Origin of the sequence: Clostridium gallinarum, from assembly GCF_014836325.1 — a bacterium.
Lineage (GTDB): Bacteria > Bacillota > Clostridia > Clostridiales > Clostridiaceae > Clostridium > Clostridium gallinarum.
The window spans coordinates 62,425-83,619 of sequence record NZ_JACSQZ010000008.1 but is presented as its reverse complement, the minus strand read 5'-3'; the positions used below and the strand labels follow the sequence as shown (position 1 = coordinate 83,619).

Genomic DNA, 21,195 nt, shown 5'->3' with positions numbered 1-21,195 from the left:
AAAATAGAAAAATATTAGTATTTAATGATATTAGCAAAATAGTAAATCAAAGAGAAGAAATAATAAAAATAGAAAAGAAAATAGAAGAAGAAAATATAAAAGAGGAATTTTATTTAAATATTTCTCATGAATTAAGAACTCCAATAAATGTAGTTTATTCAGCTCTGCAATTAAATGATATTTATTTAGAAAATAATCAAATAAAAAAAATAAATAAAAATAATAATGTAATAAGGCAAAATTGCTTAAGACTTATACGTACAATAAACAATTTTATTGATAGTAATAAGCTTTCAGAAGGATATTTGGAAATGAATTGCAGAGTTTATAATATTATAGAATTAATTGAAAATATAGTTACAGCTTGCAACTTTTATATGAAACTTAAAAATACTAAATTAACTTATGATCCAGAATATGAAGAAATATACTTACTTTGTGATAAAAGTCATATAGAAAGAATAATGCTTAACATATTATCAAATTCACTGAAGTATGGAAAAGATAATGGAAATATTTATGTTACAACTAAAATATATAATAATGAAAGTATAGTAATTGAAGTCATTAATGACGCTGAGGCTATCCCAGAAGATAAGAGAAAATATATATTTGACAAATTTACTAGAATAAATAATGCTTTAAATAGACCCTCTGAAGGGAGTGGACTAGGATTATACTTAACCAAGGGATTAGTTGAATTACATAAAGGAGATATTAGTATTGATGCAGGTAAAAGTTTTGGAAATATATTCAAAATAATTCTACCATATAATAAAGAATTTAAAAATATTGAAGCAATTGAAAATAATGATGTAGAGATTAATAATCTTAATCAAAAAATAGATATTGAATTTTCGGATATTTACTTTTAATAACATAACTTTATTAAAAAAAACATATATAATTATATAATATTATATAGAGGTGACTTAAATGAAGAATAAAGTTGAAAGAAATATAAAAATTATTCCTTTAATAGTAAATATAATTATTCCTTTATTTGGAGGATTATTAGTAGGATATATTAATAGAAATTCAATGGATGTATATAGAGAGCTTAAAAAACCAGTATTTGCTCCACCAGATATAGTTTTTCCTATAGTATGGACAGTTTTATATATTTTGATGGGAATTGCAGCATATAGAATTTATATTAAAAATAAATCTAATGTTGAGGATAATGGAGCATATTTCTTTTATATAATTCAATTAATATTAAACTTTATGTGGAGTTTTATTTTCTTTACTTTTAGATTATATGGAATATCATTTTTATGGATAATACTATTGTTGATTTTTGTAATAATAACATTTATTAAATTTATAAAAATTGATAAGATTTCTGGAATATTACTTATTCCATATATAATTTGGTTATTATATGCTGGATTTTTGAATTTCTTTATATGGGTTTTTAATGAAATGTAAAAAAATATATAGTATAATAAAAAATAGACCTTCATATGAAGGTTTATTTTTATTAGAAAGGAAGTTTCTATGGGAAAAACTTTATTTATTGCAGAAAAACCTTCGGTAGCTATGGAATTTGTTAAGTTACTAAATGTAAAGGGAAAAAGAAACAATGGATATATAGAGGGTGAAAAGAGCATATTTACTTGGTGCGTTGGGCATATGGTAACTATGAGTTATCCAGAAGTTTATGATGAAAAATTAAAATTTTGGAATTTAAGAGACTTACCTTTTTTACCAAATGAGTATAAATACGAAGTTATACCTTCTGCTTCAGGGCAATTCAATATTGTAAGTAGTTTAATGAATAGAGACGATGTAGATACCATATATGTTTGCACAGACTCCGGTAGAGAGGGAGAGTATATATATAGATTAGTAGACGATATGGCTGGAAATCCTAATAAGATAAAGAAAAGAGTTTGGATAGATTCTCAAACTGAAGAGGAAATTAAAAGAGGAATAAAAGAAGCTAGGCCATTAGAGGAATATGATTCTTTAGCTCACTCAGCTTATTTAAGAGCTAAAGAAGACTATATATTTGGTATTAATTTTTCAAGGCTTTTAACATTATTATATGGAAAAACTTTAGCAAATGCATTAAAAAAAGATAAAAATGTTGTGGTAGCTGTAGGAAGAGTTATGACATGTGTTTTAGGAATGGTTGTAGAAAGAGAAAGAGAAATAAGGGAATTTAAAAAGAAATCTTTTTATAAGATAATAGGAAATTTTTCTAAAGAAAATGATAAAGCTGAAATTATGGCTGATTGGAAAGCTATAGATGGCTCAGAATATTTTGAATCTCCTAAGTTATATAATGAAGTTGGGTTCAATAAAAAAGATGATGCCGAAGCTTTAATTACTAAACTTAGGGATATAGGTAGTGGAACTATAAAGGAAGTTAAAAAAACTAAAGAAAAGAAAAATCCACCTCTTTTATACAATTTGGCTGAACTTCAAAATGAATGCACAAAGAGATTTAAAATTAGTCCTGATGAAACATTAAAGATAGTACAGAACCTTTATGAGAAAAAGATGGTGACATACCCAAGAACAGATGCTAGAGTATTATCTACAGCTGTTGCAAAAGGAGTAAATGGGAATTTAATAAAGCTTAGAAATATGCCTATAGGAGAAGATTTAGCTAATATAACTAATGAAATTATAGAAAAGGATTATTCTAAGGGAATATTAAAGAGTAAATATGTTGATGATAGTAAGATTACAGATCACTATGCTATTATACCAACAGGCGAAGGAAAAGATACTTTATTGAAATTACCTAGTTTAGATAAGCAAGTTTACTTTGTAATTTTAAGAAGATTTTTATCCATATTTTATCCACCAGCTCAATATAGCAAAATGACTATTACAATTTTAATAGGTAAAGAAAATTTTATTATAAATAAAAAGATATGTATAGATAAAGGCTACTTAATAGTTCTTGGTAATGATAAAGAAGAAAGCGAAGATTCATTTCCAGATAGCTTAAGGAAAGGAACTAAAGTTACTATAAATGAACTAGAAATAAAGGAAGGGGAAACATCTCCACCTAAAAGATATACTACTGGTTCTATGATAATAGCTATGGAAAATGCAGGGAAGCTTATAGAAGATGAAGAACTAAGAGAGCATATTAAAGGAGCTGGAATTGGAACTTCTGCAACAAGGGCAGAAATATTAAAAAAACTTATAAATATAGAGTATATGCAAGCAAATAAAAAGACACAAATTATAACGCCAACTAACTTAGGTGAAATGATATATGAAGCTATCAATGTATCAATACCTTCGTTGTTAAATCCAGCATTGACAGCATCTTGGGAAAAGGGATTAAAGCTTGTAAATGATAAAGAAATTAAACCAGAAGAATTTATGACTAAGCTAGAAGCTTATACTAAAAAGAATACTTTTAGAGTATTAAAAACTTCTAATATAGGATTATTAAATACAAAATTATTAAAAATAAAAAATCAGGAATAAAAAAAGCTAACTTTTGGTTAGCTTTTTTTATTTGGAATTATAATTTAATAAAATTATTAGTATAATTATTATTTTAGTATCAATGATAATAAGTTATAGCAGACAGGTGCTAGAAAAACTGTCATAATTCCTGTTATACCTATAGCTAATGAACTCATGGCTCCCTCAGTTTCTCCAAATTCTAAAGCTTTTGTAGTACCTACTGCATGAGATGCTGTTCCAAGGGATATACCTATAGCTACTTTATTACTTATTTTAAATATTTTAAATAAAACTGGTCCAATAACAGCTCCGAAAATTCCGGAAATAACTATAGCTAAAACAGTAATAGGAGTAATACCCCCAAGCTGATTAGTAATTTCTATACCTATTGGTGTTGTAACAGATTTTGATAATAATGACAATGTTACTATTTCTTCCATACCAAATATATTAGCTAGTAAAATAACTGAAGAAATACCAATTGAGCTTCCTATTAAAATACCAATAAGTATAGGGAATAAATATTTCTTTAATAATTGTAGCTGTTTATATAATGGTACAGCTAAAACAATAGTAGCAGGACCAAGGAACATATTTATAAATTCTCCGCCTTTATTATATGTATCTATATCTATATCAAAAATTAGCAATATACTAATAACTAATATTATCGCAATTAGAAGAGGATTAAAAAGTGGAAATTTAGTTTTTTTATAAATAAGTAATCCTATTTCAAATGTTATAAGTGAGATAATTATTCCGAATAAAGTATTTTGTGATAGAATATCCATTATTTTTTTTCATATCCTTTCTTAGTTTTTTTTTCTTGTATACCTATTATATATTGAACTATTATACCAGTAGATACAATAACAATTGCTGTGGTTATTAAGCATAATATTAAAATTGATACTAGATTATTTTTTATTGTATCAAAAGAAGATAATAATCCTACACCAGCAGGGATAAAGAAAAATGCTAAATGATCTAAAAAGAAGTTGGAAACATTTTCTATTTTTTCAACTTTAATTACTTTAGTACATAATAAAATTAATAAAATTATTAGACCAATTATGTTTCCAGGAAGAGGGAGCGAAAAAGATTTTGAAATAAGTTCTCCTATTAAGTAAATTCCAAAGATAATAATAGATTCTCTAAAAATTTTCATTAGTATAACCTCCTTAACTATCAACTATTAATTTATCACTAATAAAATAATATGTAAATGGATTATAAATTCTTACACAATAAGATTATGAAAATAATAAAAAAACATAGCATTAACTCTACCAAATGATGAGTTGATACTATGTTATTCTATTTATAAATTATTTACAAAAATCAGTTAATTTAGTATTATCTTGAACATCTACTAATGCTTCACCAAATCTTTGGAAATGAACAACTTCTCTTTCTCTTAAAAAAGATAAAATATTTTTAATTTCAACATCATCAGTTAAGTTTATTAACCATTCATAAGTAGCTCTAGCTTTTTGTTCAGCAGCCATATCTTCAGTTAAATCTGCAATTACATCACCTTTACATTGAATATAAGTTGCAGTCCATGGGTTTCCAGTAGCATCATTATAATATAATCCTTTCCCATGATCTACATAATGACCATCTAATCCAGCAACTTTAATTTCATCAATTGAAGCATTATCCATTATTTGATGAACCATTGTAGCCATTATTTCTACATGAGCGAGTTCTATTGAACATTTAAGATGTATGTTAAAGCAATAGCTCTAATTCAAGGATGAATTTATCTTGTGCATCCTTGTTCCATCTGCTTCCTGCTTCATCTTTAAGATAATAAGCTTTATTTATAATTGTTTTAAGAAGCTTATTTTTTTCTTCTACATTAAGAGTATCATAAGTCTTTAAGCAATTTTCTATTTTAGGAATAGCTTGAATTATTTTATCAACTTTATTATTTTCATTTAATTTTATCAATTCTTCTTTTTGTTTATTAATTCCTTCAATTTGTTCATTTAGGGAAGAAGATCTATCTCTAAAAAGTTCTAATGAATAAACACCAGTTTCTAATAATTCACAAGCCTTTATATGTTGTTTTTTTAGTTTTTCAATTTCTTTATCCAATTTCTTTATTTGAGAATCATAATTTTTTTTATGCTTAATATGTTCTTCTTCATAATTTTCAAGATAATGATAATACTTATTTAATATATTTCTTAATGAATCTAACAATCTCTTTTCAACTAAATATATATAACTTGAAACATTATCACAATAATGATTTTTACAAAGTAGAGTATCAGGAATATTTTTTAGTGGACGTCTTATCATATTTGTGCCACATTTCTTACAAACAACTATTCCAGCAAGAGGATTTTGAAGAGATTTATCTTTATGAACTTTTTTAGAGGAATTGGCTTTAAGTAGCTCTTGAGTTCTATAAAAAGTTAATTCATCAATAATTGCTTCATGCTTTCCTTTACTTTCAATATAGTCATTATTTATAGGTCTTGTTTTACTTATCATATTATTATCTAATTTCTTTACATTAGCTCTTCGGCCCCAAGTTAAAATACCTATATAAACTTTATTAATTAAAATATTTCTAACCATAGCAGGAGTCCATTGTTTACCTGTTCTAGATTTAATTTTTAATTCATTTAATTTATAAGATAGATTAGATGTACCAAGGCCATCTAGAAATAGTTCAAAAATCAATTTAACATTAGTAGCTTCATCATTAGGTATTAGTTTATATCCTTTTTCACCTTTAAGTTTTTCTTTATCATAACCATAAGGGGTAACAGATCCTACATAATTACCTTCCTTACAAGATTGAATTCTTCCAGTTTGAATACGGCGACTAATAGCTTTATATTCACGTCTAGACATAAAAAGTCCAAATTCTAAAAATTCATTATCATATTCATTATTAGTATCATATGTTTTGTTTGGAGTAATTATAAGAGTATTTGTTAATTGAAAAGCTTGAGCTATAACACCTTGGTCTATGGTATTACCTCTAGCTAGTCTTTCTATCTCCATAACTAGAACAGCTTTATAATAACCAGATTCAATTTTTCTCAATAAATTTTGTATGACAGGTCTATCTTGAATAGTTTCTCCAGAAACAACTTCTTCATATATATCTTCTTCGTGTATAGTAATTTTTTTAGATTTAGCAAAGTCTAATAAAATTTTACGATGTCTTTTTAAAACATCAAAATCTTGATTTTCTAAGTCTTTTCTTGACTTTCTAAGATATATTGCAAATATATCAGTATCCATAATTTCAACACCTCATTTTAATATTATTAAAGAGCTATGAAATTCATAACTCTTAGTTAAAAGCTTTACCTATCCAAAGGTTAGGGGAGAAGTAAATAAGATAATCATCAACCCTGTACATAATTCCATATTTACTTGTATAATATTCAAGAGCTTCATTTAAATATTCAATAGTAACATTTAAAAATTCAGCAATTTCATATTTATTTTTACATCCATGTTCAAATGCTCTTATAAGACCAATAAGTCCAATTTTTTTATTATATCCCCATCTACGAGCTATCATTTCTTGTTTTCTATTATTAATATTTCTTTGATTTCTTATATCTCCTACGGTATAGAAGTAGTGGCCAAGCTCTTCGGCAAGGACACAAGATTTTTCATAATTAGATAAACTTTTATGAATAGCTATTTTATTTCCTTTACAATGACCATCTCGTGTTTTTAAATTGGCTTCTTTAACAATTACTCCAAGCCTATCAGCTTCTATTAATAATTCATCATAAGTCAAATTTATCACCCTTTAATTAGTTATTTCCAAAAATCTTCATCGTCCATTAGATCATCATCATGTTGGTATTCTTCCTCAGTAAATTCTCCATTTCTATCATGAGAAGCTATAGGCATTAAATGTTCTTTACCAGGTTCTTCCCAAACTTGTTTTTCTCTTTTAGGAAGTTCAATAACATTAGTATTTTCTTCTATATATTTACTAATGTAAGTAAGTTCTTCAACTCTTTTAATGGCTTCATTTTTACCTTCTTTATTTAGTTTATTAAAACTATCTAATAAAATTAATTCTAAAGAATTTTGTTTTTTTATATTTTCTGATTTATTTAAGTGATTTAAAATCATAGGAGCATCATCTCTAACAAGCCAAGTTGGATTTATATCTAAAGCTTTTGCAATAGATTCTAATACAGGAAGTTTAAGTTGGCTTATAGTCCCATTTTCATATCTTTGAATTGTAGAGCTAGCAACTCCAACAATATCAGCAATTTGTTTAAGAGTTAAATTTAATTCTTTTCTTCTACTTTTTATTCTATTTCCAATTTTTTTATTATCCATTTGAAATACCTTCCTTCAATCTTATAAATACATTATATAACAATTATTTGCATACTGCAATAAGAAAGCAAGAAATAAATAAAAAAACTTGCGTTACGCTATTGACTTTAAGAAAAATAGATAGTAATATGAAAATATAAAATTGCATAGCGCAAAAAAGAAAGAGGTGATTATTTTGGTGAATACAACAAAAATAAAAGCAAGAATGATAGAATTTGGATTTACGCAAAAAGATTTAGCGAAGGCTTTGAATATAGCTACACCGACTATGAGTCAAAAGTTAAATAATATAAGGCCTATGTATTTAAAAGAAGCAGATCAACTAGCAGATATATTAAAAATAGATACAAATAACTTTGGTGAATATTTTTTTACTTCAAATATTGCATAGCGCAATAAGAACTTATCTATAAATATTTGCATAGGATAACTTAGGAGGTGTGAATTTAATGAAAGGACAAACTTTTAAAATAGGAAATACAACAATAATAGTTAGAGAAACTACTCCAAAAGAAGAGGATATTAGAAGATGTTATGACGTATGCAATGAATTATTTAGGGGTAGACCAGAGTGTTTTTATACAAGAGAAGAAACACAAGAGTTAAATAGATTATTAGCAGAAGAAAAGAAAAATAATGAGCTAATGATGTAAATTAAAACAAATTATATAAAAAAAGATTTTACTTTAAAGATAAATGGGCTAAAGAGCCTATAGAAATAAATTACATAATCAAAGTTAAGGAGAGAATAATAAATGAAACAAGTACCATTAAATGTTAGACAAGCAGTATCAAAAACAGTAGAAAGTTTAATTGAAGAAAATAAAGCAGTAGAAATTTTTAAAGTAGCTAGTATTTTAGAAGAAAAGCATGGAATTAGATTTTACAATCTATCAGTTTTACAAGATCTTATTAAGAAAGCATTGGATGAAATAGTTTTTGTTTATATCTAATTTATAGGTAGTGAAATTATGATAGGTGAATTAGTAGGACTAGCAATACCCTATAAAAATTTCAAAGAAAAGATTAGGATAACTAAGAAATATATGAAGTCTGAAAAATATGATATTAAAGTTTATAAAAACTTTATAGTAGTTACTCTTAAAGAAAGGGGTAAGGAATGATGGATAAAGAAAAATCTATTGGAATTAATAGAGAAGGAGCTATTAAGCAATTAAAGGATTTAATAGTAGATAGAAAAACTTTTTGTGTAGGAGATTATGACCCAATATTTGATAAAGATATACAAGCTTTAGAGTATGCAGTTAATGAATTAGAAAAAGTTACTTTACAAATGCCGTTTAAAGAAGAAAAAGACAAGGAAATGCAAAAATATTTAATTAAATTTCAAAAGAATGTTTATTCAAAAGTAGAAAAAGAATTTTTAGAAGAAGAAGTAATAGAGATAGGTAATATAATTATAAAAATGTTAAAAGAAAAAGAGTTAACATATGTTGATGCATATGCAACTCTTGAATATGTGTATAGATCTTTAAAGGTTATGAGTGAGTATACACACCTTTAGTCAGATTCAACAATAGAAATCACTTCAAATTTAGAATTATCATCAAGAAGAATAAAAGGTAAAGAAATACTACCCTCTAAGTTAACAGCATTATATAAAATAGAATTCAAATTCAATTTTATATTTGATGTATCTAAATCTTTAATAATATTAACTAAATCAATTAGAAGTAAATGCAAGGTTGAAGGTTTTATGTTTTTATATTTATTTAGTTTTAAATTAGATAGCTGGGTAATAACATCTTCAAATTCAAGACTTTCATTAGCGATAAACCCAAATGAATTTATATATTCTTGATGTAAATAATAGTCATCAGAGCTAAAGTTAACAAAGTTTCCTTTCCATAAAGAATCATTAATTTTAACTACTAGCTTTAATGGATTACTACTATATGAATAGCGAGAATTTAAAATGTTTAAAATTAAATCTAAAGCTTGGACTTGTTTTAGGTTTAATAGCATAAGAGCACCTCCTTTCATGGTAAAATTCAACATAATTTTACCATATATAGTAGGAATAAATCAAAAGAAGGGAAGAGAGAAGTGAGCGAGTTTATAAGAATTAGAGAAATGCTTAATGAAGCAATAGATCTTTGGGGATTAGAAGATATAGTAACTAGAATGTTAAGTCAAAGATTAGATAGAGAAGTAAATGAAATTCAAAAATTAAAATATGAGGAATATAAGAAAGGAGCTTAAATAGTGAAAAATCCTAAAAAGCCAACATTAGCACAAAGGAAAGAATTATTAAAGCTAGGATATGATTCTAGAGAATATATGATAATAGCAGCACCAACACAGGAATTTAAATTATTACATATTCCAACAGAGCAGATTATAACTGTAGAAAGAATAAAATGATTTGTGATAACTGCAATAGTACAAGCAGTTCTATAGTGCATTGTAAGAAGGGATTTACAGTATGTAATAAGTGTTGCTTAAACTGTAAGTATATGGATAAAAATACAAGCTTATTTATATGTAATTATAAGGAAAAATAAAAAACACATTACATCTACATTGGACCGTACTTGTAATGTGTTTTGGAAAAATTATTAGAATAGAACCGAAGTTATTCTATATTTCTATTCTAATATCTAAGGAAGGATATGTCAAATTCCTTATTATTTTTTTATTTTTTTAGCTCAAATTTTGAGTTTTAAGGCTCTTGTATTGGGTAATAAAAAGCTACGTATTTTTTATTATAAAGTTAGATAAAAAGAGGATTAGATATGAATAGAAATAGGATAAATAAGATACTAGAAGATTATGACTATGAAGAAGTATATATAAAGCAAATAAAAAACTTAGAAGATTATGAAGATCTAAGAACAAATAAAAACTATGTATATATGGTTAAGACAATAACTAGTGGAAAATATGTAGAAAAAGAAATATACCCATTATGGAAATGTAAGAGTAATAGTCCAAGGGGAGCTAAGAAAAAAGAAACTAGTGAGAAGATGAAAAAATTAAATATTAATAATAAAGCTAAAGAAATGACTAGATTAATGAATACTAATTTTACAGAAGAGGACTTATATATAACTCTAACATATAAAGGGAAAGCACCTACATTAGATAGAGCTAAAAAAGATATGAGAAATTTCTTAGATAGAATTAGAACATGGTGGAAAAAGAATATGAAAGACAAAGAGTTTAAATATATCTTTGTAATAGATTATGTAGATGATCCAGATAAGACTAAAAGAACAAGAATACATCATCATTTAGTTATGAGTGGAATGGATATGGATGTAGTAAGAAAGAATTGGACATTAGGAAGAAAAACAGTAGAGAGATTGCAACCAGATGAAGTAGGTTTTGAAGGATTAGCAACATATATGGCAAGACAAAGTAAAACTAAGTATGGCCGTTCTAGAAATTTAAATAAACCTAAAATAACAAAGAGCAGAACAAGTTTAAGTAATAGAAAAGCTGAGAACTTTGCAGCAAATATAAATTTACATAAAGAGTTTTTTGAAAATAAATATAAAGACCTTTTATTTATAAATTGTCAAGTTTATAAATCAGAAGAGTATCCAGGAGTATATATTCGAACGAAAATGAGAAAACGGTAAAGAGGTGATTGAAATTTGATAAATATAGAACCAGATATAAAAATATGTAGAAATATATTAGAAGAATATAAAAAGATGACTTCAACTGAAAATCCAGAAGTAGCATTTAAATTAAGTCAATTAGCATTAGGAATGTATGATAGGCTTAATGAAATTAGATTATATGTTAGTAAAGCTGACAAAAAGGATTTAGGTAAATACACTAAATCAGATTTAAAAGAATATTTAAGAAGCAAGATGAAAGCCATGGAATATGTCCACATAGAGAGTAAACATATATTTTTAACTGTTAAAGAAGATAAAAAATTAATTAGATATTAAAAGATAGGAGGAATAGATAATGCCTAAAAATTTTGATATGGCTAATAAGGGAAGAGCTTTTGAAGAAGAAGTAATAAGAGCTAATACATATTATAAAAATAAGGGACAAGCTTTAATACAAAAGATAAGTACTCCTTGGAATGTAGTAAGAAGAGGAAAACAAATTATATCAGCATTTCCACAAGCTAAAAGCACATTAGATTTTAGAGGAACTGTAAAGGGTGGATTAAGTATATCTTTTGATTGTAAAGAAAGTGAAGATGAAAAGGGATTACCACTTAAACATATCCAGGAACATCAAATAGAGTATATAAGAACAGCTTTAGAAATTGGAGAAACAAGTTTTATATTATGCTCAATGAAAAAGTTAAATAAAGTATTTTTTATTCCAGGAGCAATAGTAATAGAATATTGGGATAGATGGCAAAAAAACAAAGGAAGAAGAGGGTATAACTATATTCCTTATCTAGATATGAAGGAAGTTTTCTATGGAGAAAATGCTAATTTAGATTATCTTAAAATTTTAGTAAAGTAGAAATTTAATATTAGCAAGAAATAATTGGAGGTATTAGATCTATGACATACGAAGGATGTAAGTTTTGTTGTTGCTATGGTTGTCCTAATAATTGCAAAATTTGTGATAGTTGCAATGAGGGAGTAGATGGATATGGTTATTGTAAAACATATAGAGATTTAGAGGATGGAGAACAATTGAGTCTAATTTAAGATTATCGAGAGGTAAACACTATGGAAGTAGGTTTAAAAGAATCTGTTATAAATCAAATGAAAAAGGTAATTAAAAAAGAAATAGTACCAGGAGCAGTAATTATCTTTGATAAAGATGATAAGTACAAATATATAGTAATGGATTTATTTATAGGAGATGAAGGGAAAATAAATGCAAGATTAAAAAATGAGCATGGTCTTATGAGTTATCCAGCATTAAGTGAAAGATTAACAGTAGTAGGATTTTATAAATAATTAGGAGGGGAAATAATGATAGATTTAATAGGACCTCAAAGGTTTTATCAGTTCAAGTTTAGTTTTTGTGGAAATGAAAGAGTAGAAACTGTTATAGATTTAAAAGTAGTATCAGAAGTTAGTTTAAGAGACCTTAATGGAAGAAAAGAAGTCATAATTGCTACTAACAATAATATTCCACCAAGGAATATTCAAATTGAAGAAACAGAAGTTGCTGAAGAAGTGTATTCAAAGCTAGTAAAAGCTTGGACAACATATAAATTAGCAACTGAAAGATAGTTTTTGATTAGAGGTGGAAGATTAATGGATAAAGAAAAAGCAAAAGAATTAATAGAAGAATATAAAAATGATGGCTTTCCATATGTAGATGTTGAGCTGAATGATGAAAGGGTTATTAAAGTATCACTAGAAAAGGAATTATGCAGATATGGAAACCATTTTCTTAAAATAATGAGTGGAGATCTATTTATTTGTATAAGATATTCAACTATTAAATCAATAGCAATATAGAAATTTAAATACAAAAAATAAATTAAATTTAAGCCAAGGAGAAGAGAAACTATGAAGAAAATATCAATTATCAATTTTAAAGGTGGAGTAGCTAAAACAATGTCAGCTATAAATATAGCTCATATATTAGCTACAGTACATAAGAAGAGAGTTTTAATAATAGATTTGGACAAGCAAGGGAATACAACAAAATTATTTAATAAGCATAATGTTGAAGAATATAGTATAGCAGATCTTATTACTGATAGATGTTCTATAGATGAAGTAATAGTAAATACAGATTATGAAAATTTAGATTTAATACCAGCTAATATGGATTTAATAGAAGCTAACTTTAAAGTTATGCTAGATGTATCTACACCTCAACAATTTAGATTAAAAAAACATTTAGATGAAGTAGAAGAATATTATGATTATTGTATTATAGATAATCCACCAGATGTTAATGCAAGTGTAATAAATGGACTAGTTGCATCAGATGATGTATTAATACCAATAAAAATAGACCAATTTGCATTTGATGGGATGAAGGAACTTATAAGACAGATAGAAAATGCTAAAGTAAGTAATCCAAATTTAAATCTTAAAGGGTGCTTTGTAACAATGTATGGGAAAAATGATGTGAATATACAAGGTGAAGAAGTATTAAATGCAAATAATGAGTACAAGATGTTTAATACACATATTAGAAGAACAGTAAAGGCAGATGAAAGTACATTTGCTAATGCTCCTATATTAGAATATAGCAAAAGATGTGGAGCTGCTAAAGATTATAGAGCATTAGTAGAAGAATATTTAAGTAAAGAGTAAATAGAAATGTGTCCGATTCGGACACAACTATTTATATTAAAAAAGCTGAGAGGGGAAAGCACATGGCATTTAATATGATGGATTTATTAAATAATAATTCAAGAGCAACACAAGATAAGGTAGAAAGCATATCTAAGTTTAAAACAATTCAAATTAATATAGATGATTTAGTTCCTTCAAGAAATAACTTTTATTCTATAGAAGAGGGTGGAATAAAAGAATTAAAAGATAGTATAGAGCTTTTAGGTTTACAACAAAATTTAGTTGTAAATAAGTTAGAGAATGGGAAATATGAAATAATAGCAGGACATAGAAGATATATGGCCATGAAAATGCTATATGAAGAAGGAAATCAAAACTTTAAATCTATTCCTTGTAAAGTTGAGGAAGATGACAATATAAAAAATGAATTAAGACTTATAATAACAAATTCAACAACTAGAGAGCTTAGTGATTGGGAGAAGATACATCAAGCAAGTAAACTTAAAGAATTATTAATAGAGTATAAAAAGAGAGAAAAGATACCAGGAAGAGTAAGAGATATTGTTGCAAATATACTTAATGTATCAGCTACACAAATAGCAAGAATGGAAAGTATATCAAAGAACTTAATAGAAGAATTTAAAGAGGAGTTAAAAGAAGATAAAGTTAATTTTTCATCAGCTTATGAAATTTCAAAATTAGATAAAGAAAAGCAAAAAGAGATATACGAAGATAATAAAGAAAATAATAGCAATATTACTATAAAAGGTATAAAGAAAAAAGCAGAAGCAGAAGAGGAAAAAGAAGAAATAGAAGTTTTAGAAGGACAAGTTACATTAGAAGAGGCTTTAGATATAAGTAAGGAAGATTTAAAAGTTAATAATGAAGATGAAATAATAATAAAAGATGATAAATGTAATGTTGTAACTACAGTAAAAGTAAATAAAGAAACTGGCGAAATAGTAGAAGAGAAAACTATATCAAAATTTAGAAATAGAATATTTATTGAATTAGAAAATGCAAATTTGAGTGATAGAGTAAGATACGAAACTTTAGACTTAGTTCAAGAGTATGATGAATTAACAAGCAAATATAAAAATAATGACTTATATATTGATTTTATATCTAATTCTGTTAATGAAGGAGATATTAAAATAATACTAAATTCAGAAGGAATAGAAATAAAAGCTGTAGATCATTTCGATTTAATAGAAATATATAACAAAGTTATTTTAATAGCGCATTAAGAATGAGAAAAAGATTTAGAGTTAGTCAAATATGTTAGGAGGAGTTCTATGAGAAAAATAGATGAAATAAACTCTTATTTAAATATAAATTCACATAAAGAAAAAGAAGAATTATTAAAAAATATTATGAAAATATTTAATATAAGTAATAAAACTGCTGAGTTATATTATTACAAATGGAAAAAAGATTTTATGAATACAAAGACATGTATTTCAGAAAATAAAGAAGATAAGAAGGTGAAAATAATGAGTAAACTAAAAATAAAAAAGCTTGAGATAGAAGGTGAGTTTGGGAATTACATAAAAGAAGGAAACAAGGTTGTTGCTGGAGAGGTTATATTTAATAGTTTAGAAGATATAGAAGAGTACGAAAAGAAAGAAATAGAGTTATTTAATAAGAAGATTCAAGAAATAAGAGAAGTTTATAAAATTGGACAATAAAAGTGGGAAAGTTATAAATAATGAAAAAAGAGAAATATAAATATATATTTAAGCTAACATATGAAGAATGTAAGTTAACTTTCAAAAGGATATATACAAATGGAGGAAGAAGAGGAGTTTTAGATAAAGATTATTATTGCAAAAGTTTATGCAATAAATTAAAAATAAGCCTAAATAAACATAAAGAGATATTAGATCATTACGATAGATTTGTAAAAGAATTAGAAGAAGGTGAATAAGATGATAGATATAGAAACAACCATCCAAGAAGCAGTAAAAGTAGCTATAAAAGAGTATGATAAAGAAAAGAAAATTCAAGGTAAGAGGAATGCATTTCATAATACTAAACTTTTAATGAAACATTATAATGATTTAAAAGAGCATGTTAGAAGAGGAATATCAGATGTAAAAGAATTAGAATCTTCAAGAGGAGATTTTGAAGAACTTAAAAATGAAATAGATGATTTATATATGAATACGGATGAATTATTTATAGAAAGCATAAAAAAAAGTAAGAGTAAAAGTATAATAATGATAGCTCATATAGATGCAGCTTTATTCGCGTTAAAAAGTAAACATAAGAATAAAGGTACTATAGAGAAGTATTTAGCTTTAGAAAATTACTTTATAAAAGAAAAAACATATGAAGAAATTTCAGAAATACTAAATTGTGGAGTTAATACTCCAAGAAGATGGATAAATGAATTAACTAATGAACTGGGAGTATATTTATTTGGAATAGATAGCATAAAATTAGAATAGTAAAAAAAGCGTAAAAACTTGGTATTTAAATAGTAAATTTAATATATTAAAATGATAGAGTAAGATAATTGTAAATATAGTTTTTCAAAAAAATATTGGTTTAAATTAATTTTCTTAAAAGAAAAACACCTGGCAAAATCCAGGTGTAACATGGGGATAAAGAAATTCAAGGCTACTAGAAATAGTATAGGTTCGATTCCTACTATCTCCAATAGGTTACTGACCATATAACCTCTCATAAATTCTCAATACCCTTTTATACCATGAAAGCACTTAGCAGAAATGTTAGGTGCTTTACATTATTTACATAAGATTGTAAAATTGTAAGTAAAGGGGGTGAGAGAATGAAGTATGTTTGGACTTGGAAAGGGCAGTTTTTTGGATATATATCGAAAGATCTTTTGTTTACGAAAACAGGAAAATGTGTTGGTAAAATAGATAGGAATAATATTTATGACAATAGAGGTATTTATATAGGAGAAGTAATGAATAATGATAGATTAATTACTTGTATATCTAAAAAGAATTACAGAGGACCAATTGCACCTAATTGTAGAGGAACATATTGTGGTACATATACTAATTATGTTGGTTATGTAATGTATGCAGGATATGAAGAATTTCCTAGTTATGAAAGTTTTGAATAATATTAGAACCCTAATTAAAGGGTTCTTTTTATTTAAGGGAGATTTATGAGTATATATAGAAGATGTGGATCATGTGGTAAAAAGATATTACAAGGCAATAAATGCAAATGTGCTAAAGACAGAATAAAAAAATACAATAATAAAGTAAGATACAATAAAGAAAATATTGAGTATAGTAAGTTCTACGATAGCCCTTATTGGAAGAGGATGAGTAAGTATATAAGGATAAAATATAATGGATTGTGCTTATACTGTTTAATTAAATATAAAATAGAAACTCTTGCAGATGTAGTACATCATATAATAGAACTTAAGGAAGATTTCTCTAAGAGATTAGAAGAGGATAATCTTTTAACATTATGTCATGGTTGTCATAATAAATTGCATAAAAATTATACTAAAAATGATAAAAAAGAATTATATAAAATAAAAAATATATACGAAAAGGAATATTTATAGATACCGGGGGAGTACTTGAAATTTCTATATAAAGCTAAGAAAGCCTTTGGCCCCAACCAGTTATATAAAATTCCCAAAATGAAATTTTTTAATGGAAGGAGGAATTTTATGGCAAGACCTTGTAAACCAATTGAAACTCAATCTAGACATAATACTAAAGAAGAAATTGAAGCTAGAAAAAATCAAGAAGAGAAATTAAAAGGTTTAGCTGATAAAATTAAACCTCCTAAACATTTAAACAAAGAGCAAAAGAAAATATTTAAATATATAGTTGATGAGCTAAAGGCAAGTGGGATATTAAGTAATCTAGATATTTATGTGTTAGCAACTTGTAGCATAGCTATTTCTAGATTGACAGAAATAGAAAAGAAAATAAATGAAAACATAAATATGTTATGGGATAAAAGTTTAATGAGTAGTAAAGATAAATATACTAAGGATTTATTTAGATGTTGTAATGAATTAAGTTTAAGTCCTCAAGCGAGAGCTAAAATAGGAAGTTTAGCATTGAAAGCTAAAGATGAAGAAGAAGATCCATTGAAAAAAGCTTTAAGGGATGATGAGGATGATGAAGATTAAGTCTATATTATTGTTATCCAAGGCTTTACAATACTGTGAAGATGTTCTCTTAGAAAAAGAATTAACAACAAAGGAAGTTAAACAACAATGTGAGATTTTTCTTAATGATTATTATTTTAGGCAATATGAAGAAGAATTTGAATTTTTCTTTAGTGAAAAGAAACTGAAAAAGATAAATAATTTATTAAAATTATTTAATTATGCTACTGGGTTTATTGCAGGAAAACAAGTTTTAGAAGGCTTAGAAAATTTTCAAGCCTTTTTTATATGTGCAATTTTTGGTTGGAGATATAAAGATGATAGAAATAAGTTTAGATATAGAGATGTAGTTTTATTTATTCCTAGAAAAAATGCTAAAACATTTATTGCTGCAATAGTATTTTTATTATTAATGCTTACAGAACAAGATTATAGTGAGTTTTACTCTATATGTTTAGATAGGGATTTGGCTAAGGAAATAAGAAAAGCTATGGCACAAATAATAAGTGCAAGTCCAGCTATAAAAAAACATTTTTTTGTATCAGAAAGTGAAATAGGTGTTATTAAATGTTTAATTACAAATAGTTTTTATTATCCAAGAACATCAAAAGCTAATAAAAATAATGCTATAAGACCTGCGGCAGTTGTTTGTGATGAAGTTGGAGCTTTCACGAGTAATGATAACATACAAGCTATGAGAAAAGGACAATTAAGTGTTAAAAATCCTTTAATGTTAAAATTAACTACTGCCTATGCTGAAAGTGATTCTGTTATGCTTGAAGAGTTAGAGTATGATAGAGCTGTTCTTAATGGAACAGTAGATAATAAAAGGCTATTTGCTCTACTTTATTATGCTACTTTAGAAGAGGCTTGGACAGATGAAGGACTTTATAAAGCTAATCCTCTTAGAATAGAAGAAAATTATAACGAAATAAAAGAAGATAGAGAAATGGCTAAAATAAAAACAAGTGAACAAGAAGAATTTTTAACTAAAAATTTAAATATATTCTTACAAACAAATGAGTTAAATAAGTATCTAGACATTGAATACTGGAAGAAATGTAAGATAAGTGATAAGGAATTTAGAAAAAAAATTAAAGGGAAGACAGTAACTTTAGGTCTTGATATGTCTGTAACAACTGATTTAACAGCAGTAGGAATTGAATTTAAAGATGGAGATATAATTTATTGTAAATCTCATGGGTTCTTACCAGAAGATAGTTTACCAAAAAGAAGAGAAAAGCATATAAATTATAGAAATTATTCAAAGTTGGGATATTGCGATATTCATAAAGGAATGACTGTTAATTATACAAAAGTTGAAGAGTATATAAGAAGTATAGAAGAGAAATATGAATGTGAAATAGGGTGTATTGTAACAGATCCTATGAATGCTAAAGAATTAGTTGAGCGATTATCAGAAGATTATGATGTTGTAATGTTAAAGCAAACATATAGTAATCTAAGTCCAGCAACAAAAGAGTTCAGAAAAAGAGTCTATGATTATGAAGTTAGATATGTTGAGAATGAATTGTTAGATTGGAATATGTCTAATGCTAGCACAACTAAAGGTAAGTCTGATGATGAAATGCTTATAAAAGAAAATAAAAATAAGCAACGTATAGATATGGTTGTTGTTTTGGTGAATGCATATACTGAGTATGTATTACCAGATGGTGGTTATAATGCGATAGATGTATTAGATAGAATGAATTGGGGGTAATTAGATGAAAAAATGGATTGAAAAGAATATAGTAGATATTTTAGTTAGTGTTTCACTAATTATTCTTACATTAACAACATTATCACTTAATATTTATATTGGATTATATTTGCTATCTTTAGTTTTGCTTGGGATAGCAATAGTTATATCTAGATATAGATAGGAGGTGAGAAAATGTTTGAAAAGTTATTTGAAAGGCGAAGTTTAACAGGTGAAAATCCTTTTGATTGGACTAAGTGGATAAAAGGAGAAGATGAAGACTTTACAGGAAATGATAGCACATATTCAAAATGTATAAATCTTTATGCAGAAAATATAGCAAAGTTACCTATAATAACAAAAATAAAAACTGATAAGGGCGATATAGATGCAGAAAATTTTTATTTATATGAGAAGTTAAGATTAAGACCTAATGATTCGATGAATGCTTTTGAATGTATAAAAGCTCTTGTTGCTATGAATAAACATTATGGAAGTGCTGGATTATATATAGATCATGATAAAAAAGGTTTGGTAAGTGGACTTTATCCAGTTAGAATAACTAATTTTACAGTTGATAATGCTGGGCTCATAAAATCAACTAAGGAAAATAAAGTATTAGTTGATTTTATATGTGGCGATATAAGTGGTAGTTGTTTTGAAAAAGATATTATTATATTAAGAGATAATTCTATTAATGGAATAAATTTTAGAACTACAAAATCTTATATAAAAGATAGTATTGATACAAATATAAAAGCACAGAAATATCAATCACAATTATTTTCAAATGGATTAACTAATAAAATAGTAGTTCAATTAACATCAGATATAAAAGATGATAAGGAGCTTAAAAAAGTACAAGATAAATTTGATAAGATGTATTCAAATAATGGAAGAGTATTTACTGTACCAGCTGGATATAATGTATCAGCTATGAATCTTTCTTTAGCAGATAGTCAATTTGCAGAATTAAAGATAATTGGAAAGAAGGATATAACAAGTGCTATTGGAGTTCCATATTCTTTAATAGAAAAAGGATCTTTATCAGAAGAAGAAACCATAGCATTTTTAAGTAATGCTATTATTCCAATTATAACTGCATTGGAGCAAGAAATGGATTGGAAGTTATTAACTGAAACTGAAAGAAAGAAAGGATATAAGATAAGGTTTAATGTTAACGCGATGCTTAGAACAAGCCCTGAAAAACAAAGTGTTATATTAGATAGATATGTTAAAGATGGTATTTATACAATTAATGATTGTAAAAGAATACTTGGAGTTCCTTTAGTTGAAGGTGGAGATACAGTAACTTTACCAAGTGGACAAATTACTCTTGATAATCTTATTAATGGTAATGCTACTTGGCAAAAAGGGGTTAATGATAAGAAATGAGG

Annotated in this window: 34 protein-coding genes and 1 pseudogene; 28 read left to right on the top strand and 7 right to left on the bottom strand. The window is 26.2% G+C overall.

Going from position 1 to position 21,195, the window contains the following annotated elements; genetic code table 11:
- The 3 genes from H9660_RS03750 to H9660_RS03740 all read left to right on the top strand — a co-directional run.
- Positions 1 to 875: sensor histidine kinase (locus tag H9660_RS03750; RefSeq protein ID WP_191748703.1), on the top strand; the 875-nt coding region annotated here is incomplete at its 5' end.
- Between the two features lie 61 nt (positions 876 to 936).
- Positions 937 to 1,431: a TspO/MBR family protein gene (locus H9660_RS03745; protein ID WP_191748701.1), complete on the top strand. Its 495-nt coding sequence runs from the start codon at positions 937 to 939 to the stop codon at positions 1,429 to 1,431.
- 69 nt (positions 1,432 to 1,500) lie between these two features.
- Entirely contained in the window at positions 1,501 to 3,456 is a 1,956-nt protein-coding gene (locus H9660_RS03740; protein WP_191748699.1) for a DNA topoisomerase, read from the top strand.
- Positions 3,457 to 3,524: 68 nt separating this feature from the next.
- On the opposite strand, the gene H9660_RS03735 is transcribed toward H9660_RS03740, so the two are convergent.
- The 6 genes and pseudogenes from H9660_RS03735 to H9660_RS03710 form a co-directional block, all read right to left on the bottom strand.
- Positions 3,525 to 4,229, bottom strand: a complete 705-nt coding sequence (locus H9660_RS03735) for an LrgB family protein (RefSeq protein ID WP_191748697.1) — start codon at positions 4,227 to 4,229, stop codon at positions 3,525 to 3,527.
- Positions 4,229 to 4,606, bottom strand: coding sequence for a CidA/LrgA family protein (locus H9660_RS03730; RefSeq protein WP_191748695.1), 378 nt, complete (start codon positions 4,604 to 4,606; stop codon positions 4,229 to 4,231). Before H9660_RS03730 ends, H9660_RS03735 begins: the two co-directional genes overlap by 1 nt.
- A gap of 160 nt (positions 4,607 to 4,766) precedes the next feature.
- Positions 4,767 to 5,150: pseudogene (locus tag H9660_RS03725) on the bottom strand (manganese catalase family protein); the annotation flags it as partial.
- Positions 5,151 to 5,172: 22 nt separating this feature from the next.
- On the bottom strand, positions 5,173 to 6,705 hold the full coding sequence (locus tag H9660_RS03720; protein ID WP_191748691.1) for a recombinase family protein: 1,533 nt from the start codon (positions 6,703 to 6,705) through the stop codon (positions 5,173 to 5,175).
- 52 nt (positions 6,706 to 6,757) lie between these two features.
- Positions 6,758 to 7,225: an ImmA/IrrE family metallo-endopeptidase gene (locus H9660_RS03715; protein ID WP_341479567.1), complete on the bottom strand. Its 468-nt coding sequence runs from the start codon at positions 7,223 to 7,225 to the stop codon at positions 6,758 to 6,760.
- 11 nt (positions 7,226 to 7,236) lie between these two features.
- Complete coding sequence (locus H9660_RS03710) at positions 7,237 to 7,773, bottom strand: helix-turn-helix domain-containing protein (RefSeq protein WP_191748687.1); 537 nt, start codon at positions 7,771 to 7,773, stop codon at positions 7,237 to 7,239.
- A gap of 178 nt (positions 7,774 to 7,951) precedes the next feature.
- Here H9660_RS03710 and H9660_RS03705 point away from each other — a divergent pair, with 178 nt between their 5' ends.
- From H9660_RS03705 to H9660_RS03685, 5 genes are all read left to right on the top strand, one after another.
- Entirely contained in the window at positions 7,952 to 8,164 is a 213-nt protein-coding gene (locus H9660_RS03705; RefSeq protein WP_341479568.1) for a helix-turn-helix domain-containing protein, read from the top strand.
- A gap of 58 nt (positions 8,165 to 8,222) precedes the next feature.
- On the top strand, positions 8,223 to 8,426 hold the full coding sequence (locus H9660_RS03700) for a hypothetical protein (protein WP_191748682.1): 204 nt from the start codon (positions 8,223 to 8,225) through the stop codon (positions 8,424 to 8,426).
- A 102-nt stretch (positions 8,427 to 8,528) separates the two neighbouring features.
- A complete protein-coding gene (locus tag H9660_RS03695; protein ID WP_191748680.1) occupies positions 8,529 to 8,726 on the top strand; it encodes a hypothetical protein in 198 nt (65 codons plus the stop codon).
- Between the two features lie 18 nt (positions 8,727 to 8,744).
- Positions 8,745 to 8,897 (top strand): hypothetical protein, encoded by a 153-nt coding sequence (locus H9660_RS03690; protein ID WP_191748715.1) that lies wholly within the window; start codon positions 8,745 to 8,747, stop codon positions 8,895 to 8,897.
- Complete coding sequence (locus H9660_RS03685; RefSeq protein ID WP_191748678.1) at positions 8,894 to 9,298, top strand: hypothetical protein; 405 nt, start codon at positions 8,894 to 8,896, stop codon at positions 9,296 to 9,298. Before H9660_RS03690 ends, H9660_RS03685 begins: the two co-directional genes overlap by 4 nt.
- On the opposite strand, the gene H9660_RS03680 is transcribed toward H9660_RS03685, so the two are convergent.
- On the bottom strand, positions 9,295 to 9,759 hold the full coding sequence (locus H9660_RS03680) for a hypothetical protein (protein WP_191748676.1): 465 nt from the start codon (positions 9,757 to 9,759) through the stop codon (positions 9,295 to 9,297). The two genes, H9660_RS03685 and H9660_RS03680, sit on opposite strands and share 4 nt — an antisense overlap.
- Positions 9,760 to 9,840: 81 nt before the next feature.
- Here H9660_RS03680 and H9660_RS03675 point away from each other — a divergent pair, with 81 nt between their 5' ends.
- From H9660_RS03675 to H9660_RS03580, 20 genes are all read left to right on the top strand, one after another.
- Complete coding sequence (locus H9660_RS03675) at positions 9,841 to 9,996, top strand: hypothetical protein (RefSeq protein WP_191748674.1); 156 nt, start codon at positions 9,841 to 9,843, stop codon at positions 9,994 to 9,996.
- A gap of 3 nt (positions 9,997 to 9,999) precedes the next feature.
- Positions 10,000 to 10,158 (top strand): DUF6906 family protein, encoded by a 159-nt coding sequence (locus H9660_RS03670; protein WP_191748672.1) that lies wholly within the window; start codon positions 10,000 to 10,002, stop codon positions 10,156 to 10,158.
- A 371-nt stretch (positions 10,159 to 10,529) separates the two neighbouring features.
- Positions 10,530 to 11,378: a rolling circle replication-associated protein gene (locus H9660_RS03665; RefSeq protein ID WP_191748670.1), complete on the top strand. Its 849-nt coding sequence runs from the start codon at positions 10,530 to 10,532 to the stop codon at positions 11,376 to 11,378.
- 15 nt (positions 11,379 to 11,393) lie between these two features.
- A complete protein-coding gene (locus H9660_RS03660; protein ID WP_191748669.1) occupies positions 11,394 to 11,699 on the top strand; it encodes a hypothetical protein in 306 nt (101 codons plus the stop codon).
- A 19-nt stretch (positions 11,700 to 11,718) separates the two neighbouring features.
- The gene (locus H9660_RS03655) at positions 11,719 to 12,234 is read left to right on the top strand and encodes a Holliday junction resolvase RecU (protein ID WP_191748667.1); all 516 of its coding nucleotides are present in this window, start codon (positions 11,719 to 11,721) and stop codon (positions 12,232 to 12,234) included.
- A 41-nt stretch (positions 12,235 to 12,275) separates the two neighbouring features.
- Entirely contained in the window at positions 12,276 to 12,425 is a 150-nt protein-coding gene (locus H9660_RS03650; RefSeq protein WP_191748665.1) for a hypothetical protein, read from the top strand.
- A 21-nt stretch (positions 12,426 to 12,446) separates the two neighbouring features.
- Positions 12,447 to 12,680, top strand: coding sequence for a hypothetical protein (locus H9660_RS03645; RefSeq protein WP_191748663.1), 234 nt, complete (start codon positions 12,447 to 12,449; stop codon positions 12,678 to 12,680).
- 15 nt (positions 12,681 to 12,695) lie between these two features.
- Positions 12,696 to 12,959, top strand: a complete 264-nt coding sequence (locus H9660_RS03640; RefSeq protein WP_191748662.1) for a hypothetical protein — start codon at positions 12,696 to 12,698, stop codon at positions 12,957 to 12,959.
- 24 nt (positions 12,960 to 12,983) lie between these two features.
- Positions 12,984 to 13,190 (top strand): hypothetical protein, encoded by a 207-nt coding sequence (locus tag H9660_RS03635; protein WP_191748661.1) that lies wholly within the window; start codon positions 12,984 to 12,986, stop codon positions 13,188 to 13,190.
- A gap of 51 nt (positions 13,191 to 13,241) precedes the next feature.
- Positions 13,242 to 14,000: a ParA family protein gene (locus tag H9660_RS03630; protein ID WP_191748660.1), complete on the top strand. Its 759-nt coding sequence runs from the start codon at positions 13,242 to 13,244 to the stop codon at positions 13,998 to 14,000.
- 62 nt (positions 14,001 to 14,062) lie between these two features.
- Positions 14,063 to 15,229 (top strand): ParB/RepB/Spo0J family partition protein, encoded by a 1,167-nt coding sequence (locus H9660_RS03625; protein ID WP_191748659.1) that lies wholly within the window; start codon positions 14,063 to 14,065, stop codon positions 15,227 to 15,229.
- Between the two features lie 48 nt (positions 15,230 to 15,277).
- A complete protein-coding gene (locus H9660_RS03620; RefSeq protein WP_191748658.1) occupies positions 15,278 to 15,670 on the top strand; it encodes a hypothetical protein in 393 nt (130 codons plus the stop codon).
- Positions 15,671 to 15,690: 20 nt separating this feature from the next.
- A complete protein-coding gene (locus H9660_RS03615) occupies positions 15,691 to 15,909 on the top strand; it encodes a hypothetical protein (protein ID WP_191748657.1) in 219 nt (72 codons plus the stop codon).
- A 1-nt stretch (position 15,910) separates the two neighbouring features.
- Positions 15,911 to 16,432 carry a hypothetical protein gene (locus H9660_RS03610; RefSeq protein ID WP_191748656.1) on the top strand — a complete coding sequence of 174 codons (522 nt, stop codon included), beginning with the start codon at positions 15,911 to 15,913 and terminating at the stop codon, positions 16,430 to 16,432.
- A gap of 344 nt (positions 16,433 to 16,776) precedes the next feature.
- A complete protein-coding gene (locus tag H9660_RS03605; RefSeq protein WP_191748653.1) occupies positions 16,777 to 17,079 on the top strand; it encodes a 4-fold beta flower protein in 303 nt (100 codons plus the stop codon).
- A 45-nt stretch (positions 17,080 to 17,124) separates the two neighbouring features.
- Entirely contained in the window at positions 17,125 to 17,538 is a 414-nt protein-coding gene (locus H9660_RS03600) for an HNH endonuclease (RefSeq protein WP_191748651.1), read from the top strand.
- Between the two features lie 108 nt (positions 17,539 to 17,646).
- The gene (locus tag H9660_RS03595) at positions 17,647 to 18,117 is read left to right on the top strand and encodes a phage terminase small subunit P27 family (RefSeq protein WP_191748649.1); all 471 of its coding nucleotides are present in this window, start codon (positions 17,647 to 17,649) and stop codon (positions 18,115 to 18,117) included.
- A 4-nt stretch (positions 18,118 to 18,121) separates the two neighbouring features.
- The gene (locus tag H9660_RS03590; RefSeq protein ID WP_191748712.1) at positions 18,122 to 19,819 is read left to right on the top strand and encodes a terminase TerL endonuclease subunit; all 1,698 of its coding nucleotides are present in this window, start codon (positions 18,122 to 18,124) and stop codon (positions 19,817 to 19,819) included.
- A gap of 4 nt (positions 19,820 to 19,823) precedes the next feature.
- Positions 19,824 to 19,982, top strand: coding sequence for a hypothetical protein (locus H9660_RS03585; RefSeq protein WP_191748647.1), 159 nt, complete (start codon positions 19,824 to 19,826; stop codon positions 19,980 to 19,982).
- Positions 19,983 to 19,993: 11 nt separating this feature from the next.
- Entirely contained in the window at positions 19,994 to 21,193 is a 1,200-nt protein-coding gene (locus tag H9660_RS03580; protein ID WP_191748645.1) for a phage portal protein, read from the top strand.
- Positions 21,194 to 21,195 lie beyond the last annotated feature (2 nt).

What these genes read in the sequence shown, in the direction of transcription:
- H9660_RS03730 (WP_191748695.1), bottom strand. Translation starts at nt 4,606, where the DNA reads ATGAAAATTTTTAGAGAATCTATTATTATCTTTGGAATTTACTTAATA.
- H9660_RS03615 (WP_191748657.1), top strand. Translation starts at nt 15,691, where the DNA reads ATGAAAAAAGAGAAATATAAATATATATTTAAGCTAACATATGAAGAA.
- H9660_RS03720 (WP_191748691.1), bottom strand. Translation starts at nt 6,705, where the DNA reads ATGGATACTGATATATTTGCAATATATCTTAGAAAGTCAAGAAAAGAC.
- H9660_RS03685 (WP_191748678.1), top strand. Translation starts at nt 8,894, where the DNA reads ATGATGGATAAAGAAAAATCTATTGGAATTAATAGAGAAGGAGCTATT.
- H9660_RS03655 (WP_191748667.1), top strand. Translation starts at nt 11,719, where the DNA reads ATGCCTAAAAATTTTGATATGGCTAATAAGGGAAGAGCTTTTGAAGAA.
- H9660_RS03735 (WP_191748697.1), bottom strand. Translation starts at nt 4,229, where the DNA reads ATGGATATTCTATCACAAAATACTTTATTCGGAATAATTATCTCACTT.
- H9660_RS03605 (WP_191748653.1), top strand. Translation starts at nt 16,777, where the DNA reads ATGAAGTATGTTTGGACTTGGAAAGGGCAGTTTTTTGGATATATATCG.
- H9660_RS03630 (WP_191748660.1), top strand. Translation starts at nt 13,242, where the DNA reads ATGAAGAAAATATCAATTATCAATTTTAAAGGTGGAGTAGCTAAAACA.
- H9660_RS03680 (WP_191748676.1), bottom strand. Translation starts at nt 9,759, where the DNA reads ATGCTATTAAACCTAAAACAAGTCCAAGCTTTAGATTTAATTTTAAAC.
- H9660_RS03745 (WP_191748701.1), top strand. Translation starts at nt 937, where the DNA reads ATGAAGAATAAAGTTGAAAGAAATATAAAAATTATTCCTTTAATAGTA.
- H9660_RS03600 (WP_191748651.1), top strand. Translation starts at nt 17,125, where the DNA reads ATGAGTATATATAGAAGATGTGGATCATGTGGTAAAAAGATATTACAA.
- H9660_RS03700 (WP_191748682.1), top strand. Translation starts at nt 8,223, where the DNA reads ATGAAAGGACAAACTTTTAAAATAGGAAATACAACAATAATAGTTAGA.
- H9660_RS03695 (WP_191748680.1), top strand. Translation starts at nt 8,529, where the DNA reads ATGAAACAAGTACCATTAAATGTTAGACAAGCAGTATCAAAAACAGTA.
- H9660_RS03740 (WP_191748699.1), top strand. Translation starts at nt 1,501, where the DNA reads ATGGGAAAAACTTTATTTATTGCAGAAAAACCTTCGGTAGCTATGGAA.
- H9660_RS03665 (WP_191748670.1), top strand. Translation starts at nt 10,530, where the DNA reads ATGAATAGAAATAGGATAAATAAGATACTAGAAGATTATGACTATGAA.
- H9660_RS03595 (WP_191748649.1), top strand. Translation starts at nt 17,647, where the DNA reads ATGGCAAGACCTTGTAAACCAATTGAAACTCAATCTAGACATAATACT.
- H9660_RS03585 (WP_191748647.1), top strand. Translation starts at nt 19,824, where the DNA reads ATGAAAAAATGGATTGAAAAGAATATAGTAGATATTTTAGTTAGTGTT.
- H9660_RS03620 (WP_191748658.1), top strand. Translation starts at nt 15,278, where the DNA reads ATGAGAAAAATAGATGAAATAAACTCTTATTTAAATATAAATTCACAT.
- H9660_RS03645 (WP_191748663.1), top strand. Translation starts at nt 12,447, where the DNA reads ATGGAAGTAGGTTTAAAAGAATCTGTTATAAATCAAATGAAAAAGGTA.
- H9660_RS03625 (WP_191748659.1), top strand. Translation starts at nt 14,063, where the DNA reads ATGGCATTTAATATGATGGATTTATTAAATAATAATTCAAGAGCAACA.
- H9660_RS03690 (WP_191748715.1), top strand. Translation starts at nt 8,745, where the DNA reads ATGATAGGTGAATTAGTAGGACTAGCAATACCCTATAAAAATTTCAAA.
- H9660_RS03710 (WP_191748687.1), bottom strand. Translation starts at nt 7,773, where the DNA reads ATGGATAATAAAAAAATTGGAAATAGAATAAAAAGTAGAAGAAAAGAA.
- H9660_RS03580 (WP_191748645.1), top strand. Translation starts at nt 19,994, where the DNA reads ATGTTTGAAAAGTTATTTGAAAGGCGAAGTTTAACAGGTGAAAATCCT.
- H9660_RS03635 (WP_191748661.1), top strand. Translation starts at nt 12,984, where the DNA reads ATGGATAAAGAAAAAGCAAAAGAATTAATAGAAGAATATAAAAATGAT.
- H9660_RS03610 (WP_191748656.1), top strand. Translation starts at nt 15,911, where the DNA reads ATGATAGATATAGAAACAACCATCCAAGAAGCAGTAAAAGTAGCTATA.
- H9660_RS03640 (WP_191748662.1), top strand. Translation starts at nt 12,696, where the DNA reads ATGATAGATTTAATAGGACCTCAAAGGTTTTATCAGTTCAAGTTTAGT.
- H9660_RS03650 (WP_191748665.1), top strand. Translation starts at nt 12,276, where the DNA reads ATGACATACGAAGGATGTAAGTTTTGTTGTTGCTATGGTTGTCCTAAT.